At 71.2% G+C, this 17755-nt stretch carries 17 protein-coding genes; 7 read left to right on the forward strand and 10 right to left on the reverse strand.

Going from position 1 to position 17755, the window contains the following annotated elements:
• Positions 1-7: 7 nt before the first annotated feature.
• The 9 genes from GVL03_RS08020 to GVL03_RS08060 are packed head-to-tail and all read right to left on the reverse strand — an operon-like array spanning position 8 to position 9840.
• Positions 8-1054 carry an amidohydrolase family protein gene (locus GVL03_RS08020; RefSeq protein WP_200847101.1) on the reverse strand — a complete coding sequence of 349 codons (1047 nt, stop codon included), beginning with the start codon at positions 1052-1054 and terminating at the stop codon, positions 8-10.
• The gene (locus GVL03_RS08025) at positions 1051-2613 is read right to left on the reverse strand and encodes an aldehyde dehydrogenase (RefSeq protein WP_159500469.1); all 1563 of its coding nucleotides are present in this window, start codon (positions 2611-2613) and stop codon (positions 1051-1053) included. Before GVL03_RS08025 ends, GVL03_RS08020 begins: the two co-directional genes overlap by 4 nt.
• The gene (locus GVL03_RS08030) at positions 2606-3319 is read right to left on the reverse strand and encodes a nuclear transport factor 2 family protein (RefSeq protein WP_159500470.1); all 714 of its coding nucleotides are present in this window, start codon (positions 3317-3319) and stop codon (positions 2606-2608) included. Before GVL03_RS08030 ends, GVL03_RS08025 begins: the two co-directional genes overlap by 8 nt.
• Before the next feature lie 53 nt (positions 3320-3372).
• Positions 3373-4869 carry an aldehyde dehydrogenase family protein gene (locus tag GVL03_RS08035; RefSeq protein ID WP_200847102.1) on the reverse strand — a complete coding sequence of 499 codons (1497 nt, stop codon included), beginning with the start codon at positions 4867-4869 and terminating at the stop codon, positions 3373-3375.
• Positions 4850-6175 carry an ABC transporter substrate-binding protein gene (locus GVL03_RS08040; RefSeq protein WP_159500471.1) on the reverse strand — a complete coding sequence of 442 codons (1326 nt, stop codon included), beginning with the start codon at positions 6173-6175 and terminating at the stop codon, positions 4850-4852. The genes GVL03_RS08035 and GVL03_RS08040 overlap by 20 nt, the downstream gene beginning before the upstream one ends.
• Positions 6172-7362, reverse strand: coding sequence for a branched-chain amino acid ABC transporter permease (locus GVL03_RS08045; protein ID WP_159500472.1), 1191 nt, complete (start codon positions 7360-7362; stop codon positions 6172-6174). Before GVL03_RS08045 ends, GVL03_RS08040 begins: the two co-directional genes overlap by 4 nt.
• A complete protein-coding gene (locus GVL03_RS08050; protein ID WP_159500473.1) occupies positions 7359-8279 on the reverse strand; it encodes a branched-chain amino acid ABC transporter permease in 921 nt (306 codons plus the stop codon). Before GVL03_RS08050 ends, GVL03_RS08045 begins: the two co-directional genes overlap by 4 nt.
• Before the next feature lie 26 nt (positions 8280-8305).
• Entirely contained in the window at positions 8306-9058 is a 753-nt protein-coding gene (locus GVL03_RS08055) for an ABC transporter ATP-binding protein (protein ID WP_159500474.1), read from the reverse strand.
• Positions 9055-9840 carry an ABC transporter ATP-binding protein gene (locus GVL03_RS08060; protein ID WP_159500475.1) on the reverse strand — a complete coding sequence of 262 codons (786 nt, stop codon included), beginning with the start codon at positions 9838-9840 and terminating at the stop codon, positions 9055-9057. Before GVL03_RS08060 ends, GVL03_RS08055 begins: the two co-directional genes overlap by 4 nt.
• A gap of 170 nt (positions 9841-10010) precedes the next feature.
• On the opposite strand from GVL03_RS08060, the gene GVL03_RS08065 reads away from it, so the two are divergent.
• From GVL03_RS08065 to GVL03_RS08095, 7 genes are all read left to right on the forward strand, one after another.
• Positions 10011-10763, forward strand: a complete 753-nt coding sequence (locus tag GVL03_RS08065) for an IclR family transcriptional regulator (RefSeq protein WP_159500476.1) — start codon at positions 10011-10013, stop codon at positions 10761-10763.
• Between the two features lie 163 nt (positions 10764-10926).
• Positions 10927-11733, forward strand: a complete 807-nt coding sequence (locus GVL03_RS08070; RefSeq protein WP_159500477.1) for a methylenetetrahydrofolate reductase — start codon at positions 10927-10929, stop codon at positions 11731-11733.
• 38 nt (positions 11734-11771) lie between these two features.
• Positions 11772-12647, forward strand: a complete 876-nt coding sequence (gene purU, locus GVL03_RS08075) for a formyltetrahydrofolate deformylase (protein WP_159500478.1) — start codon at positions 11772-11774, stop codon at positions 12645-12647.
• 65 nt (positions 12648-12712) lie between these two features.
• Positions 12713-14116, forward strand: a complete 1404-nt coding sequence (locus GVL03_RS08080; RefSeq protein WP_159500479.1) for an aminomethyl transferase family protein — start codon at positions 12713-12715, stop codon at positions 14114-14116.
• Positions 14117-14271: 155 nt separating this feature from the next.
• The gene (locus GVL03_RS08085) at positions 14272-14868 is read left to right on the forward strand and encodes a PadR family transcriptional regulator (protein WP_159500480.1); all 597 of its coding nucleotides are present in this window, start codon (positions 14272-14274) and stop codon (positions 14866-14868) included.
• Positions 14865-15455, forward strand: a complete 591-nt coding sequence (folE, locus tag GVL03_RS08090; protein WP_159500481.1) for a GTP cyclohydrolase I — start codon at positions 14865-14867, stop codon at positions 15453-15455. The genes GVL03_RS08085 and folE overlap by 4 nt, the downstream gene beginning before the upstream one ends.
• A gap of 155 nt (positions 15456-15610) precedes the next feature.
• Positions 15611-16270 carry a GntR family transcriptional regulator gene (locus GVL03_RS08095; protein WP_159500482.1) on the forward strand — a complete coding sequence of 220 codons (660 nt, stop codon included), beginning with the start codon at positions 15611-15613 and terminating at the stop codon, positions 16268-16270.
• A gap of 232 nt (positions 16271-16502) precedes the next feature.
• On the opposite strand, the gene GVL03_RS08100 is transcribed toward GVL03_RS08095, so the two are convergent.
• The gene (locus GVL03_RS08100; protein WP_159500483.1) at positions 16503-17753 is read right to left on the reverse strand and encodes an ABC transporter substrate-binding protein; all 1251 of its coding nucleotides are present in this window, start codon (positions 17751-17753) and stop codon (positions 16503-16505) included.
• Positions 17754-17755 lie beyond the last annotated feature (2 nt).

Consider the following 17755-nt stretch of genomic DNA (forward strand, 5'->3'; position numbering starts at 1 on the left):
TGTCTCCTCAGAACGTCAGATCGAACACGCGCCGGGCGGTGTTCTCGAAGAAGTCGGCCTTGTCCGCGTCCGAGATCGGCAGGGCGTCCTGCTCGGCCACCTCGGCGAGGTCGTACTGGTAGGGGTAGTCCATCGCGTACATGACGCGATCGGCGCCGACCACGTGGCGGACGAACATGATCGGATCGGTCCACGGCATCCCGGACGTGGTGATCCACACGTTCGTCCGGAGATACTCCGACGGCTTCTGCCGCAGGGGACCGGTCGCGGCGTAGCGGGCGGCGGCGACCTGTTTGGCGTGCATGTGGTCGATGCGGCGGATCCAGAACGGCAGCGCCTCGCCGAGGTGCCCGACGACCACCTTCAGACCGGGGAAGCGGTCCAGAAGCCCGGAGGTGATCAGCCGCAGCAGGTGGAACCCGGTCTCGACGCCGAAGCCGAACACCGCACCGTCGAGCCCGGCGTCGAGGAACGGAGCGATCATGTCGTTCGGGGGCGTCGTCGGGTGCAGGTAGAGGGGCACGTCGAGATCGACCAGCGCCTCGACGATCGGCGTGAAGCGGTCCTCGCTGAGGTAGGCGCCGCGCACGTGCGAGTTGGCGATGAGCCCCTTCAGCCCCAGCTGCGTGACTCCCCGCTCCAGCTCGGCGACCGCGGTGCCGGCGTCCTCGAACGACACCGCCGCGAGAGCGGAGAACCGGTCGGGGTGCAGATCGCACGCCTCGGCCGCGCGATCGTTCGCGATGCGGGCGATGCGGGCGCCCTCCTTCGCGTCGAGCACCTGGGTGCCGGGGGCGGTGAGGGCGAGCACCTGGTGGTCGATCCCGGCCGCATCCATGTCGGCGATGCGCGCGGCGCCGAGGTCCTCCAGCCGGTCCACGACCCACCGGGGCTGCGGATGCGGCGAGCCGAGGAAGTAGCCGACGAGGCTGTTGAAGCCGATGTCGTCGATCGTGCCGTCGCGCAGGTGCTCGCTGTAGAGCGCGAACATCTCGGGCGGCGCGAAGGCCTCCTCCGTCGCGATGCGCAGGTAGGGGCGGTCCGGGGTGGTCACGGGGTGTCCTCCGAGGTCAGGTCCGCCCAGTGGTCGATCCCGCGGATCTGTGCGGCGGGGTCGGTGTAGCGGATGACGGCGTGCTCCTCCGTGCACTCCGCGATCGCATGCATGAGGTGGTTGCGGCCCAGGCCCGACTGCTTGACGCCGCCGAACGGCACGAGCGGGACGCTCGCCCCCACCCGGTGCGCGTTGACGAACGTGTTGCCGGCCTCGATCCCGAGCGCGACGGCGCGGGCGTGGTCGGGGTCGGCCGACCACACCGAGGAGCACAGCCCGTACTCGGTGCGGTTGGCCTCCCGCACGGCGACGGCATCGTCGTCGACCGCGACGATCGGGACGATCGGCGCGAACTGCTCGGTGAGCACGAGCTCGTGATCGGGACTGATGCCGCTCACGACCGTCGGACGCACGAACCGGCCCCCGGCGGGGTCGACGCCGGGGGCGAACGTGCCGCCCTCGTGCACCTCGGCGCCCGCATCCCGCGCCGCCTGCAGCAGGCGCAGCGCGTTGCGATGACCGGCCTCCGTCGTGAGCGGGCCCATGTGGACGCGCTCGTCCGCCCCCGGTCCGACGACGATCCGGTCCACCATGCGGGTGAACCTGTCGACGAACTCGTCGTGGCGCGCACGGTGCACGTAGATGCGCTTGATGTCGAAGCACACCTGCCCGGCCAGCGAGAAGCATCCGGCCACGATCTCGCGCAGCGTCGCGTCGTCGAGCACGGCGTCCTCGAGCACCAGGGCGGGATCGTTGCCGCCGAGCTCGAGGGAGACCTTCTTGACCGTGTCGGCGGCGGCGCGCATGACCTCGCGCCCGGCGACCGTGCCGCCGACGAAGGACACGCCCCGGATGCCCGGAGCACGGCAGAGCGCCGCGCCGACCGCGGCGCCGGTGCCCTGGACGACGGTGACGGCCCCCGCGGGCAGCTCCGCCGCCAGCAGCGCGAGCGCCGCGGTGAGCGACAGGGGCGCCGCCTCGGCGGGCTTGACGACGACCGAGCACCCGGCGGCGAGCGCCGGGGCGACGCAGTTGAGGGCGAGGTAGACCGGCGTGTTCCACGGCGTGATGACGGCCATCGGACCGACCGGAACCCGGTGCAGCAGGACCTCGTCGGCCGCGCCCGCTCCGGGCCTTCCCGTGAGGTCGTGGATCTCTGCGGCCTCCTCGGCGAGATCGGCGAACGAACGGAGCAGCTGCACGCCGCCGCCGACGTCGCCGCGCGCCTCCGAGAGCGGCTTGCCGACCTCGGAGGTGACCGAGCGTGCGAGGTCCTCGGCCCGCTCGGCGATCGCGTCGGCGCCCCGGTGGATCGCCGCCGCCCGCTCGGCGGGGGTCAGCGCCGACCACGTGCGGAACCCCGCCGCAGCGACGTCGACGGCGGCCGCGATGCCCTCGGGGGGCGTCGGCAGACACCATCCGACGATGCGTCGCGTCGCGGGGTCGTCGACCGCGATCGGCGCGCCCTCGCCGCCGCCGGGCACGCCGACGGCGGCGGCCGCCGGCAGTCCGTCGGCCGACCGCGGCCACAACGGCGCGCGCGTGAGCGTGTCAGGCATGCCGGGCCGCCTCGGGGTCGGCGGACACGACCTGCCGTCCGGTCACCGGGTGCGCGTAGTGGAACGGGAACACCGAGGTGTCGGGGAACAGGCCGTAGCCGTCGAGGTGCGCGTCGGGGCCCAGCGGGTCTTCGGGGAACAGGCCGCCCCGGAACTGGTCCATCGGCTCCTTGTGCGCCCAGCCCTCGCCGTACTCGCCGTGCCACACGGGACGGTAGTTCAGGCGCGCGATCTTCCAGACGCCGTCCTCCTTGACGTACTCGTTCTCGTAGAGGCCGCCCTCCCACCACTGGTCCATCGACAGCCGGCCGGGATAGCTCTCCTTCGCCGCGTCGTGCAGGCCCGCCTGCATCGTGCAGCGGAAGCGGCCCCGGGCGCTCCGGCCGTCCTCGGACACCGTGATGACGTCCTGGTGCTGCGGGTGGTCGAGCAGGAAGCCGAACCGCGGCCCGTTGAGACCGTCGGTGAAGCGCCTCTGGAAGCGCTCGACGAACAGGCGGCGGACGCCGCCCTTGCCCCGGTAGAGGCCGCCCAGGAAGACCGCGTCGGCGTCGTCGGCGAACAGGTCCACGACGTCCTCGTAGAGGCACTTGTCGAGGTAGTAGCCGTAGGTGTGGTGCAGCGTGCGCACGGCCTGCGCGGCCTCGAGGCGGTCCACGCGCGCGAGGAGCGCGGCGACGGTGTCGGTCAGGTTCTCGTCGGTCATCATTCGTCCTTGCTGTTTCTCGGGGAGGGAAGAGGGCGGGGTGGCGGCCGCGATCACCCCGGCGCGTCCGGGGTGTGGTCGAACAGGTAGTAGGTGCGCGGCACGAGGTAGCTCTCCAGCGCCTCGGGGCCGTTCTCGCGCCCCTGGCCGCTGTCCTTGACGCCGCCCCAGGGCGCTGCGGCATCGGGCTGATAGCCGTTGACGCCCACGGTTCCCGCCTCGATGCGCCGCGCGAGCGCGAGGCCCCGCGCGGTGTCGGCCGTCCAGACGCTCCCGGCGAGGCCGTAGGGCGAGTCGTTCGCGATGCGCACCGCGTCGTCGTCGTCCTCGGCGGCGATCACGACGACGACCGGGCCGAAGATCTCCTGCTGCGCGACGTCGTCCCGGCTGCGGACGCCGGTGAGCACCGTCGGCGCGACGTAGAACCCCCGCTCCGGCACGGCGGCGTCCCGTCCGCCGGCCTCGACGACGGCGCCCCGGTCGACGGCCTCGGCGATCGCGCGCCGCACCCGTTCGCGCTGTGCGCCCGTGCCGAGCGGTCCCATCGTCGTCGCCGTGTCGAACGGCGAGCCGAGCCGCTGCCCCTGCGCATGGTCGACGAGCAGGCGCACGACCGCGTCGTAGACGCCGGGCGTCGCCACGACGCGGGTCTGCGCGAAGCACGTCTGCCCAGAGTTCTGGAACGCCAGCGGAGGCAGGTCGCGGGCGACGACGTCCAGGTCGGCGTCGTCGAGCACGACGGCGGCCGACTTGCCGCCGAGCTCCAGGTTGACCGTGGCCAGGCGCTCCCCCACCGTCCGGGCGATGGTGCGCCCGACACCGGTGGATCCGGTGAACGCCACCCGCGCCACATCCGGGTTCGCCACGAGGGCCGCCGCGAAGTCCGGGCCACCGGGCACGACGTTGACCACGCCCGGCGGCAGATCCGCCTCGTCGAGGATGCGCCCGATGATGCGCGCCGAGACGCCGTTCTCCTCGGCGGGCTTGATCACGATCGTGCACCCGGCGGCGAGCGCCGGGGCGAACTTCGAGGCCAGGAGCGTGGCGGCGTAGTTCCACGGCGCGATCGCGGCGACGACGCCGGCCGCGGTGGGACGGATGCGGGCGGAGCCGCGGAAGTAGGCGGGGACGCGGTCCTCCTCCTCGACACGGGTGCGGGCGAGCTGAGCGTAGTAGCGCAGCATCTGGGCGGGCGCGAACCCGTTGAAGAAGCCGGACATGCCCACGGGCATGCCCATCTCGCGCGAGATGGCCGCGCCGATCTCCTCGGCGTGGGCCTCCCACACCTCGGCGAAGCGCTCCAGGTGGTCGGCGCGCTGCGCTCCGGTGAGCGCGGACCAGGCCGGGAAGGCGGCCTTGGCGGCCTGCACGGCGGCGGCGGCGTCGGCGGCCTCGCCGATCGAGACCTCGGCGACGACCTCCTCCGTCGCGGGATCGACGATCCGCCGGGTCAGGTCGCCCGCGGCGGGCTCCCACCGTCCGCCGACGAAGAACTCACGCAGGTGGCCGACCGCGCCGGCCACCTCGTCCTCATGAACGCGTGTACTCAATGCTCACTCCCGTGTCCTGCCAGCCGCCCTTTTCGACGTCGTACCGGCGTAGTTCGATGTAGTCGAGGATGTAGGGATCGCCGGCGTCGGCGTCCACCCTCTGCTCCGGCCGGAGGTAGTAGTCGCGCGTGAGCTCGAGGTCCCACAGGGCGTTCATCAGCGACGCCCGTGTCAGGCCGGCGTCGCTCGCCGCCGCCTGCTCGAGCGCCGCGACGACCCACTCCATCCCGCCGTAGCCGTCGAGGGCGTTCGAGCCGTACGGGTCCGCCTGCGGCTGGTACTCGGCCATGTCGGCGAAGTACGCGGCCAGGCGGGGGTCGTCGGCGTTGGCCGGATCGCCCGGGTCCACCGTGTAGAACGGCGCGACGACACCGTCGCCGTCGGCGCCGATCGGGATGAAGTACTGCTTCGCGCCGTTGCAGGCGGAGGAGACCATGGTGATGCCCTCCCAGCCCGCCTGGGCGAGCCCCTGCAGGAACGTCGAGCAGGCCGGCCCCTGGATCTCGGCGAGTACCGCATCGGCGCCCGAGGTGACGAGCGTCGCGATCTGCGGGTCGTAGGTCGTCGCGACGGGCGAGACCGTCTCGGGCTCGAGCACGGTCAGGCCCTGCGCCTCGGCGCGCTCGGCGAAGGTGAGCGAGAAGTCGGCGCCGAGCTCGTTGTCCTGGCGGATCTCCATGATCGTCGCGCCCGGCCGCTCCGCGGCGAGCCACTCGGTGAGGGCGACGGCCTCGGCGTCGGCGGGGGCGATGCCGACGATCGTCCACGGGTTGCTCTCGGCGTCGCCGATCTCGAGGTTGGTGGTGATGGCGTTCACCTGCGGGGTGCAGGTGTCCGCCGCGAGCTGCTGAGCGGCGAGGATGATCGAGGTCGTGATCTCGTTGGCGAGCAGGAACACCTCCTCCTGGCCGATGAGCTCCTGCGCGTTGCTGATCTCGCGTGCGGGATCGAGGCCGTTGTCGCGCGCGACCAGCTCGATGTCGTGGCCGTCGACGCCGCCGTCGTCGTTGACCCGATCGGCGACGGCCTGGGCGCCCGCCTGGACGAGTGCCCCGACCGGCGCGAGCGGGCCGCTCAAGGGCAGGCTCAGCCCGACCTTGATCGGCGCGCCGTCCGCCAGCGAAGCGAGGGCCTCGGCGGGGCACGCCGACGTGTCGACGAACCCTGCGCCCGTCGCGCCGGACACGTCGCCCGAGCCTTCGTCGCCGCCGGAGCGGGAGTTCCCGCAGCCGGCGAGGGCGAGCACGGTGACGCCGGCGAGGGTGAGGGCCGCGCACCGTCGCGCGGCGGGTCTGAGCATGCTCATGAATGGATCTCCTCTGGTGTGCGGGGTGCGGCATCGGCATCCGGCGCGGGAGGCGCCGGGCGACGAGTCCGGGCGCCGGAGGCGGCGGGGAGCTCGCCTCCGGCGGGGATGACGACGACGAAGCGGCGGGCGAGCCGCGCGGCGGCGGGGACGACGCCCCGCGGCAGGAAGAACACGCACAGCAGCAGGAGGGCGCCGTAGACGATGTTGGACACCAGGCCCACGTGCGCCGTCAGCGACTGCAGCCCCGGGATGCCGAGGACCAGCTGCGAGCTCATCGGCGGCAGGTAGACCATGAAGAAGGCGCCCACGACCGCACCGGCCACGGAGGACTTGCCGCCGATGATCATCGCCGTCAGGAACAGCAGCGTGAGGCTGAACCCGATGCTCTGCGGGGTCACGATCGGCACGACCAGCATGTACATGGATCCGCCCACCGCCGCGAGCATGGAGCTGACGACGAACGCGCCGATCTTCGTTCCCGCCGTCCACACGCCGGACACCGCGGCGGTGCGCTCCCCCGACGAGATGTAGAGCAGGCCGCGGCCGACCCTGCTGCGAAGCACCTGCGCGACGAGGAGGAAGACCACCACGGCGATCGCGAGCAGCACGAGGTACTTCCACCCCGCGGCGCTGACGTCGAGCAGCAGCCAGTCGGGCTTGGTCCAGCGGAACGACGCACGCACGCCCGACGCGGAGCCCGCGCCCAGCCATGCCGAAGAGTGGCCCTGCAGGTAGATGGGCACGGCCGTGCCGAGCGCGAGGGTGACGATCGCGAGGTACATGCCCTTCAGCCGGAGCGCCGGGATCCCGACGACGAGGCCGACGAGGGCGCCGATCGCCGCCGAGACCGGGATGGTCGCGAAGAACGGCCATCCGTGGTCGCCCGCGAGGATCGCGGTCGTATAGGCGCCGACGCCGAAGAAGGCGGCGTGGCCGAGCGAGATCTGCCCGCTCATCCCGGTGACGATGTTCAGCCCGAGCAGCGCGACCGCGTAGGCCGCCACCTGCGAGAGCCGGCCCAGCTCGAAGTCGGTGACGACGACCGGGACGAGGATGCCGACCACCGCTGCGATCGCCGCCACGGCACCGACCAGCAGCCGGTGGCGGGCGCTTCCGCGCACGAGGACGCGCCCGGCGGCCTTCGGGATCGGCACCGCGGCGGTGCTCATGGTCGAGGTGCTCACACCCGCTCCGATCTCACGTAGCCGAACAGTCCCTGCGGGCGCACCAGCAGGACCACGAGGATGACGGCGAGGGCGACGACGAAGCCCATCTCGCCGGGGATGAACGACAGCAGGCCGGGCACGGTGTTCACCAGGAGCCCGACGGCGATGCCGCCGACCACGGCGCCGACGATGCTGTCGAACCCGCCGAGGGTGGCCGCCGCGATGCCGTAGATCAGCAGCGGCACCATCATCATGAAGTCGATCGTGCCGATCGAGGCCGAGACCAGGACGGCGCCGGCGGTGCCGATCACGCCGGCGATCCCCCATCCGATGACGGCGAGCCGCGTGGGGGAGATCCCGACCAGGGCGGACGACTCGCGGTTGCTCATCAGCGCGCGGAACGCCAGGCCGAGCGAGGTGCGACGCATGAGCAGCAGCAGCCCCGTCACCACGACGGCGAGCGAGACGAGCACACCCAGGTGGGCGGCGCTGATCGAGACGCGCGGAGGCCCTTCCGCGATGACGCCGCGCCCGTCGCCGAAGGGCGCGAGGCCCGGCAGCACGTCGGTGCCCCAGACGATGCCGGTGAGCGAGCCCACGATGAGGATGAGGGCGACGGTGGTCAGGATGACGGCGAACTCGCTGCGCTTCTCGGCGGGGCGGATGAGGAGCCGCTCGACCGCCGCGCCCATGAGGAAGGACACGCCCAGGCCAAGGACGATGGCGATCCACGGCGGCAGCCCCAGCCCGGTGAGGGCCAGCACGACGAAGGCGCCGAGCGAGGCGAGCTCGGTCGCGGCGAGGTTGATGTGGGAGGAGGCCCGGTAGGCCATCACGAACGCGAGCGCCGCGAAGGCGTAGAGGCTGCCGTTGACCACGCCGGTGAGCACGAGTTGCAGCACGTAGGCGGGGTTGCCGATGTTGTCGTCGAACACGTGTCCTCTCCCTTCTCTTCGCGCCGTCAGTAGCCGAGGTAGATGCGCTGGACGGACTCGTCGTCGCGGACCTGCTGAGCGGTGCCCGACAGCGAGAGCTCACCCGACTCGAGCACGTAGGCCCGGTGGCCGATCTCCAGGGCGAGGTCGGCGTTCTGCTCGACGACGACGACCGCGGTGCCGCGCGAGGCGTTGAGGTGGGCGAGCCGCTCGAACACCTCCTCCGTGATGCGCCGGGACAGCCCGAGCGAGGGCTCGTCGAGCAGGAGCAGGCGCGGATCGCTCATCATGGCCCGGGCGATCGCGAGCATCTGCTGCTCGCCGCCGCTCATCGAGCCCGCCTTCTGCCGGCGACGCTCCGCGAGCCGGGGGAAGAACTCGAACCACTCCTCCATCTCGGCGTCGACGCGAGCGCGGTCCTTGCGGATGAAGGCGCCGACGACGAGGTTCTCCGCGACCGTGAGATCGGGGAACGTGCCGCGGCCCTGCGGGACGTGCGCGATCCCGCGACGCAGGATGCGGTCCGCGGACCGTCCGCGGATGGTCTCGCCGGCCAGCTCCACCCGCCCCTGCGAGGGGATCATCCCCGACACCGCGCGCAGGGTGCTCGTCTTGCCTGCGCCGTTCGCGCCCAGCAGCACGACGATCTCGCCGGAGGCCACGTCGAAGTCGATGCCGTGGACCACGCGCACCCGGCCGTAGGCGACCGTCAGATCGCGCACGGCCAGCAGCGGCGCGGAGGCCTCCGGGCGGGCCGCGGCGACGGGCTGTCCTCTCATGCGGCCTCCGCCCTTCCCAGATAGGCGTCGATGACGGCGGGATCGCGCTGCACCTCGGCCGGAGTGCCGTCCGCGATGCGCCGGCCGAAGTCGAGCACGCTCACCCGGTCGCTCACGCTCATGACGAGGCGCATGTGGTGCTCGACGAGCAGCACCGAGACGCCTCGTTCGTCGCGGATGCGGCCGATGAGGCCGGCGAGGTCGTCGACCTCGCCGTGGCTGAGGCCGTTTGCGGGCTCGTCGAGCATGAGCAGCCTCGGGTCGCTCGCGAGCGCGCGGGCCAGCTCGACGCGCTTGAGCGTGCCGAACGGCAGGGCGCCCGCGGTCTCGTGCGCGACGCGGGCGAGCCCCAGCTGGTCGAGCGTCTCCATGCACGCCCGCCGGGCGGCGATGTCGACGCGGGCGGAGCGTCCCGGCACGAGCGCGGTGGCCCAGTTCCCGACGCAGCGGGTGTGCGCGCCGAGCATGACGTTCTCGAGCACGGTCATGCCCGGGTAGAGGGCGACGTTCTGGAACGTCCGCGCCATCCCGTGCTCGGCGATCCTGTGGACGGGGATCGCGAGCAGATCGGTACCGTCGAGGTCCACGGTTCCGCTCGTGGCCCGGTAGACCCGGGTGAGGACGTTGAACAGTGTCGTCTTGCCTGCGCCGTTCGGGCCGATGAGGCCCGCGATGTGTCCGCGGTGGACGTCGAGGTCGAGGCCGTCGAGCGCGACGATCCCGCCGAACCGGACGCCGACCCCTCGGGCCCGCAGAAGCGGGCGCGCGGCCTGTTCCGCCATGGCGTCCTCGCCTTCCGATCGTCGCGAGGAGCCCGTGATCCGGGCATCGTCGCCCGGGGGTGTCACCTCGCTGTGATGTGGTGGTGTCATTGGACATCCGGGCAGGCGATCGGGTCCAGCGCTGCGCGTATGCTTTCCCCCATGTGGAAAGGGATCCACCGGAGAATCCCATGAACTCCTCACAGCTGGCGCTGCGCGCCGTCATGATCCTGGCCGAGCGCGGGTCGATCACCCTGTCGGAGCTCGCCCTCGCGCTCGACGTCGCTCCCGCGACGGCCCATCGCGTGCTGGCCAACTGCCGCGAGACCGGATTCGCCTCGCAGCACGAACGCGGCGGCGCGTACACGGTCGGCCCCGCCGTGCACGAGCTGACCCTCATCCTCACCCAGGCGACGGGTCTGCGCGACGCGGCGGGGCCCGTGCTGCGCCGACTCGTCGAGCAGACCGGAGAGACCGTGTCGGTCGGCGTGATCGAGGGACGCAGCATCCGCTTCGTCCAGGCCATCTCGGGCACGAGCGAGGTCGCCGTCGGACCCCGCGTGGGAACGGTGCGTCCCGCGCACTGCACCGCGATCGGCAAGGCCCTGCTCTCGCACGAGACGCCGGAGCAGCTCGAGGCGCGGTACCGCGGCTCGCCGCTGCTGGGCGCCACGCCGCGTTCGATCACCAGCTGGCCGCGACTGCACCGGCAGTTCGCGCAGGCGCGGTACACGGGGTGGGCGTACAGCCTCGGCGAGTCCGACATCAGCATCGCGGCGATCGCGGCCCCCATCGTGCTGAGCACGGGCCGCGCCACCTCGGCCGTGTCGATCGCCGCCCCCATCTGGCGGATGCAGACACGGGACGAGCTCCTGCAGTTCGCGGACGACCTGCTCGCGGCCACGGACGTGATCCAGCAGCGGCTGCGCGGCATCGGGGAATAGGCTCGCCCCTTACCTCTTGCCTTTACCTATCTCCATAGGTAAAGTCGTCAGCGCGCGATGACGCGCCGACACTGACCGGAAAGGACCGAGACCAGTGGCTCAGACTTCACCCGCGGCGAATGACGCCGCGTCCCTTCGCCTCGTCGATGGCTACTCGTTGGAGATGACCGGGAAGGACGTGCCGGGTCTCGAAGAGGCGCGCGGTGTGATCCCGGCGGGGACGAAGATCAACGTGACGTTCCTCGGGAACGAGGACCTGCAGATGCGGGTCGCGGCCGCGAAGGCCGTGAAGGACTTCGGGTTCACGCCCGTTCCGCACATCTCCGCCCGCCGGCTGTCGTCACAGGCGCAGCTCGAGGAGTTCCTCGCGGCGCTGCAGGAGGTCGGGGCGACCGAGCATGTGTTCGCGGTCGGCGGCGACCCGGCCGAGCCCGAAGGCCCCTACCCGGACTCGCTGTCGGTGATCCGCTCCGGGATCCTGCAGCAGTACGGCGTGAAGGAGGTGTCGATCGCCGGGTATCCGGAGGGACACCCCGACATCCCGACGGACGTGCTGTGGCGGCATCTGGAGGACAAGTCGCGGGCGTTGACGGAGCAGGGCCTGGATGCGGTCATCCTCACCCAGTTCGCGTTCGACACCGACCCGGTCACATCCTGGATCCGCACCGTGCGGGAGAAGGGCATCGACACCGAGATCCGGATCGGCACGCCGGGACCGGCGGGCATCAAGCGGCTGATCGGGTTCGCGCGCCGGTTCGGGGTCGGCGCGAACGCGATGATCGTGAAGAAGTACGGGTTCTCGCTGACGAACCTGATGGGCACCGCGGGACCGGACCGGTTCGTCACCGACCTCGCCGCGCTGCTCGCGCAAGACCCCTCCTCGGGAAATGTCAGACTGCATTTCTATACGTTCGGTGGACTCCTCGCGACCTCGCAGTGGGCTCGCGACTACGTCGCCGCACGGTCCTGACGAACTCTGACGACCCCGACGCCCGAGGAGGTACTCCCATGCCGCAGCACACGAACGCCCGGCGCGACCACGCCTGCCTGATCGTGCACGGTCCCGACCAGCCCGGCCTGGTCGCCGCCGTGACCGCTCTGATCACCCGCAACAACGCGAACATCGTCACCCTCGACCAGTACTCCGACAACCCCGAGGGCGGCGCGTTCTTCCAACGGGTCGTGTTCCACCGTCCCGACCTCAGTGCCGCGATCCCCGAGATCGAAGCCGACCTTCAGAACACCCTCGGCCCCTACGGCATGAGCTGGCAGCTCACCGACCAGTCCGTGCCGAAACGGATGGCGATCCTCGCCTCCACGAGCGACCACTGCCTGCTCGAGCTGCTGTGGCGCCACCGCCGCGGAGAGCTCAACGTCACCATCCCGATGGTCATCAGCAACCACACCAACACCGCCGAGGACGTCCGCTCCTTCGGGATCCCGTTCTTCCACATCCCCTCCGCCGGCTCCGACAAGGCCGCCGCCGAGGCGGAGATCGTGAAGCTGCTCGCGGGGAACGTCGACTTCGTCGTCCTCGCCCGCTACATGCAGATCCTCTCCGACGACTTCCTCACGGATGTCGGCGTTCCCGTCATCAACATCCACCATTCCTTCCTCCCCGCCTTCATCGGCGCCGGTCCCTACAAGAAGGCCAAGGAACGCGGCGTCAAGCTCATCGGCGCGACCAGCCACTACGTCACCCGCGACCTCGACGAAGGCCCGATCATCGAGCAGGACGTCGCCCGCGTCACCCACGCGATGAGCGCCGCCGACCTGCAGGCCCGCGGAGCCTACGTCGAACGCGCCGTCCTCTCCCGCGCCGTCCAATGGCACGCCGAGGACCGCGTCATCCGACACGGCAACCACACCATCGTCTTCACCTGACCCCAACCCGCCGACCCGGGCACCTCACCCCGAGGCGTCCACCGACAGAACAGAGAGGTTCATCCATGGCCAGCAATCTCCAGGAGCTCATCGACGGAGCCAACCCCGTCGACATCCTGCGCAACTCGCAGATCGGCTCGTACATCTACCCGGTCGTGCCCGCCGACTTCCAGAACTGGATCAAGGAGCAGCAGGCGTGGCGCAAGACCGCGGTGCTGTACGACCAGTCGCACCACATGGACAACGTGTTCCTGAAGGGCTCCGACGCGATCAGGCTCATCAGCGACACCGCGATCAACTCGGTCGCGACCTTCCCGGTCGGACGCGCCAAGCAGTACGTGCCGACGACCTCCCAGGGCCACGTCATCGGCGACGGCATCCTCTTCCACGAGGCCGAGGACGAGTACGTGTACGTCGGACGCGCCCCCGCGTCGAACTGGCTGCTCTACCACGGCGAGACCGGCGGCTACCAGAACCTCGACATCTCCGTCGACCGCCGCTCGCCCTCGCGTCCGTACGGCCACGCCGTCTCGCGCCAGTACTACCGCTTCCAGATCCAGGGCCCCAAGGCCTGGGACGTCATCGAGAAGCTCAACGGCGCCCCGGTGGAGCAGATCAAGTTCTTCAGCTTCGGCACCATCCAGATCGACGGCACCACCGTGCAGACCCTGCGTCACGGCATGGCCGGAGCGCCCGGTCTGGAGCTGTGGGGACCCTACGCCGATCATGACCGCATCCGCGACGCGATCGTCGAGGCGGGCGCCGAGTTCGGCCTGGTGCCCGTGGGCTCGCGCGCCTACCCGTCCAACACGCTGGAGTCCGGCTGGATCCCCTCGCCCCTCCCCGCCATCTACACCGGCGAGGCCGAGCGCGGCTACCGCGAGTGGCTCGGAACCGACAGCTACGAGGCGACCGGCACGCTGGCCGGGTCCTTCGTCTCCGACGACATCGAGGACTACTACCTCACCCCGTGGGAGCTCGGCTACGGCTCGTTCGTGAAGTTCGACCACGACTTCATCGGCCGCGACGCGCTGGAGAAGATCGACCCCTCCACGCAGCGCAAGAAGGTCACCCTCGCGTGGGACGCCGAGGACCTCGGCAAGGTCTGGACGTCACTGCTGAACGTCGACGGTCCGCACTACAAGTTCTTCGACCTGCCGCTGGCGAACTACGGCTCGGCCAACTACGACGCGGTCGTGGATGCCGACGGCAACACGGTCGGCCTGTCGCTGTTCACCGGCTACAGCGCCAACGAGCGGCGTGGCCTCTCGCTCGGCATCGTCGACCACGACGTGCCCGAGGGCACCGAGCTGAAGGTCGTCTGGGGTGAGCCGAACGGCGGCACGTCGAAGGCCTCCGTCGAGACGCACGAGCAGACCGAGGTCCGCGCCGTGGTCAGCCCCGTCCCGTACTCGACGGTCGCCCGTCAGACGTACCAGGGCGGATGGCGCACCGGCTACAAGGCCTGACCCGTAGTCTGGCCCGAAGACCCGCGAGACTGCACCGTGGCGCCGAGACAGTGGGGTTACCCCGCTGCCTCGGCGCTCACGTGCAGTCTCGCGGCCCTGAGGGATGGGGCCGACGCGACGGGGCACCCCCCGTCGACGGCGACAGAAGGAGTCCGATGAGCCTGAGATACGCGCTCCTGGCGCTCGTCCGCGTCGGCCCGCAGTCCGGATACGACCTGCAGAAGCAGTTCGCGGTCTCGGTGGGTCACGTCTGGCACGCTCCGGACTCCCAGATCTACCCGGAGCTTCGCAAGATGGAGGCCGAGGGGCTCGTCCAGGGGGAGGAGCAGATCCGCGGCGAGCGCGGCACCCGGCGGATGTACCACATCACCCCGGCCGGCGAGCAGGCGTTCCTCGACTGGCTGGCGTCGCCTCCCGAGTACCAGCGCGTGCGCGACCCCGCGCATCTGCGCGCCGCCTACCTCGAGGCGGCCACGCCCGCGCAGGCCCGCGCCTTCCTGCGCGCTCACATCGCGCAGTGGGAGGGCGAGCTCGATCAGTGGGAGGGGGAGCTGCGCCGCATCGACGCGGTCGACAACCCCATGCTGCTGCGCCGCCTCGCGGTCACGGCCGTCGCCGACCGCGAACGGACCATCGCCTACAAGCGCTTCGCCTACGAGGGCCTGGTCGAACGCGCCCGCGGCGAGATCCAGTGGGCCCGCGCCGGCCTCGGGCTCATCGACCGACTGGACGGTCCGGAGGACACCCCATGACGATCAGTGCCCCCGCGACCCGGACCGATCGCGCCCGCGCCGTCGCGGCGGTGCGGGAACTGCTCCTGGCCGTCGGCGAGGACGCCGACCGGCTCGGCCTGCTGCGCACCCCCGAGCGCGTCGCCGACCTGATGCTCGACCTCTTCTCGGGGCTCGGCGTCGATCCCGCCGGGGCACTCGGCGCACCCGTGGCACTGACCGAGAACGAGCACCCCGGCGAGCTCGTCGGCATGACCGGCATCCCGTTCCGCTCCGTCTGCGAGCACCATCTGCTCCCCTTCGACGGCACGGTCGACGTGTACTACGCGCCGAGCCGCCACATCGCCGGGCTCAGCCGCATCGCGACACTCGTCGAGCTCGCCTCCCGGCGCCCGCAGTTGCAGGAGCGCCTGGGGCAGCAGATCGCCGACGCGCTGACGGCCGTGCTGCGCCCGCACGGCGTGGCCGTCCGCATCGAGGCGACGCACGGATGCGTGGCGCACCTCGAGCCGAGCGCCGCGGCATCGCGGGTCGTGACGGTGGCGACCGTCGGCTCGATCCCCGAGACGACCTGGCGCCTGGCGGCGCGCGAGACCCCCGCGTCCTGAGCACCGCGCCCCGAGCCTGCATCCGTTCGACATCGGCCCTCGGCGAAGGTCTCCCGATTGGCGTGGAAATCGGCGACAATAGTGCACACGATCCGCGGCAGCGGCGCCGTCGGATCTCGGCAGCGGCCGGACGGCGGCAGACAAGGGGACGACGGATGACGCTCACGCCGGTCTCGGGCTTCGTCGACGAAGCGGGTCGCCCCGAACTCGCGCAGCGGATCCGCGAGTCGATCCTGGGCGGCGAGTTCGCCCCGCACCAGCGTCTCATCGAGGCCGACCTCAGCGACCGTTTCGAGGCCACCCGGGCGGCCGTGCGCACGGCGCTGCTCACCCTCGCGAGCGAGGGCCTGGTCGAGCGGCTCCCCAATCGGGGCGCGCGCGTGCGTGCCATCAGCGTCGACGAGGCCGTCGAGATCGTCGAGGTACGGATCGGGCTCGAGTCCCTCTGCGCACGCAAGGCGGCCGAGAACGCCGACGACGACGACATCGCCGCGCTTCGCGACCTGCGCAGGCGCATCGAGGACGCGGTCGCCGCGGGCAACCTCGTCGACTACTCCCGGCTGAACCAGGAGCTCGACCGGCAGCTCCGCGAGCTGAGCGGGCACACGACGGCGACGCGGCTGCTCGAGCGGCTGCGCGCCCAGTCCGCCCGGCATCAGTTCCGGCTGGCGTTCCACCCGGGACGAGTCGCGCAGTCCGCGCCGGAGCACATCGCGATCATCGACGCCGTGATCGCCCACGATCCGGATGCCGCCGAGGCCGCGACCCGCGCACATCTCACCGGCATCGTCACGGTGCTCCGCACCCTCGACTGACCCCGCCCCCGCCTCCGCCGCGGGACCACCCGTGCTCGCGAGGCGCCATCGAGACCGCCCGAGACCCCTGAGACTGCACCCGCGCGCCGAGACAGCGGGGTGACCCCACGGTCTCGGCGCGCCACTGCAGTCTCACGGGCAGGACAGCCCCACGCCCGGAACAGCCCCACGGGCGTGACGGGGCGGCCCGACCGGATGGGTCGAGCCGCCCCGTCACCGCCTCAGCGCGAGATCAGCCGAAGTCCTCGACCGTCGTGTAGCCCGTGCCGTTGTACTTCTGCACCACCACCGACGAGACGGCCGGCTGGCCGTCGACCGTCGTGTCGACCGCTGTGCCGTCGAGCATGAGCGGCGCCTGGAAGTCGGCGATCGACCGGAGCGCCTCCATGAAGTTGTCGCGGGTCGGCTCTGTCATCTCGGCGAACGCCTGCTCGAGCGTGGCGCCCACCATGTAGCTCCACATGCAGTGCGGGAACGCCGGCATGTCCTGGTAGTCCGCGTACTCCTTGAGCTGCGACAGGAACGCCTGCACGTCCTCGTCGTCGGCGAACACCGGGCTCGCCGGCGCCTTCGCGAACGAGACCGAGTAGACGCCGGGGAATGCGTCGGCCCCGCCCGGCTGCAGGATCGCCGACGGGCTCGACGTGTTCGAGGGCAGGAACCAGCTCGGCGTCCAGCCCAGCTGCTGCGCCTTCTGCAGCGACGAGATCACGAGCGGGGTGATCGACATCGCGTTGAAGAACACGTCGGCCCCGGATGCGGCGAGCTCGGTCAGCTGCGCGTCGACCGCCGTGTCGGTGGCCTCGTAGGTCAGCTCCTTCACGACCTCGATGTTGTCGGCGCCCTCGATGGCCTCCTTGAAGCCCTCGACGTAGCCCTCGCCGTAGTCGTCGTTCTGCGCGAGGATCGCGACGGTGTGGTCTTCACCCGATGCCGCGAGCAGTTCGCCGAACGCCTCGCCCTCGTTCTGATAGATCGGCACGAAGCCGAGCTGCCAGGGGCTCTCCTCCGTCTCGCTGAAGATCGGGTCGCCGGTCATGACGAGCACCTGCGGCACCTCGTCGGCGATCGCGGCCTCGCGGTACGCGCGGTTGGTGGGCGTGCCGAGTCCCGCCGTCATGGCGAAGACGCTGTCCTTCAGCTGGTCGTAGTTGGCCTTCGCCTTCTGCGGGTCGTAGGCGTCGTCGAGTGCCTCGATCTCCACGGTGCGCGTCTTCCCGTCGCCGAACTCGACGCCGCCGTCGGCGTTCTTGGCGCCGAAATACGCGGTGATGCCGGCGACCGTGCAGGTGCCGGGACCGGCCGTGGCGCCGCTGAGCGGCGTCGTGATGCCGAGCGAGATCGAGGTGTCGGTGATGCCCGGGCTCGCCTCTCCCCCGGATGTCGCATCCGATCCACCGCCGCGCGCGCAGCCGGCGAGCGTCACGGCGAGTGCGGAGCCCAGGGCGACGATGCCCAGAATGCTCCTGCTTCTCTTGCTCATGT

Origin of the sequence: Microbacterium sp. 18062 (genome assembly GCF_902706225.1) — a bacterium.
In the GTDB taxonomy this organism is placed as follows: Bacteria; Actinomycetota; Actinomycetes; order Actinomycetales; family Microbacteriaceae; genus Microbacterium.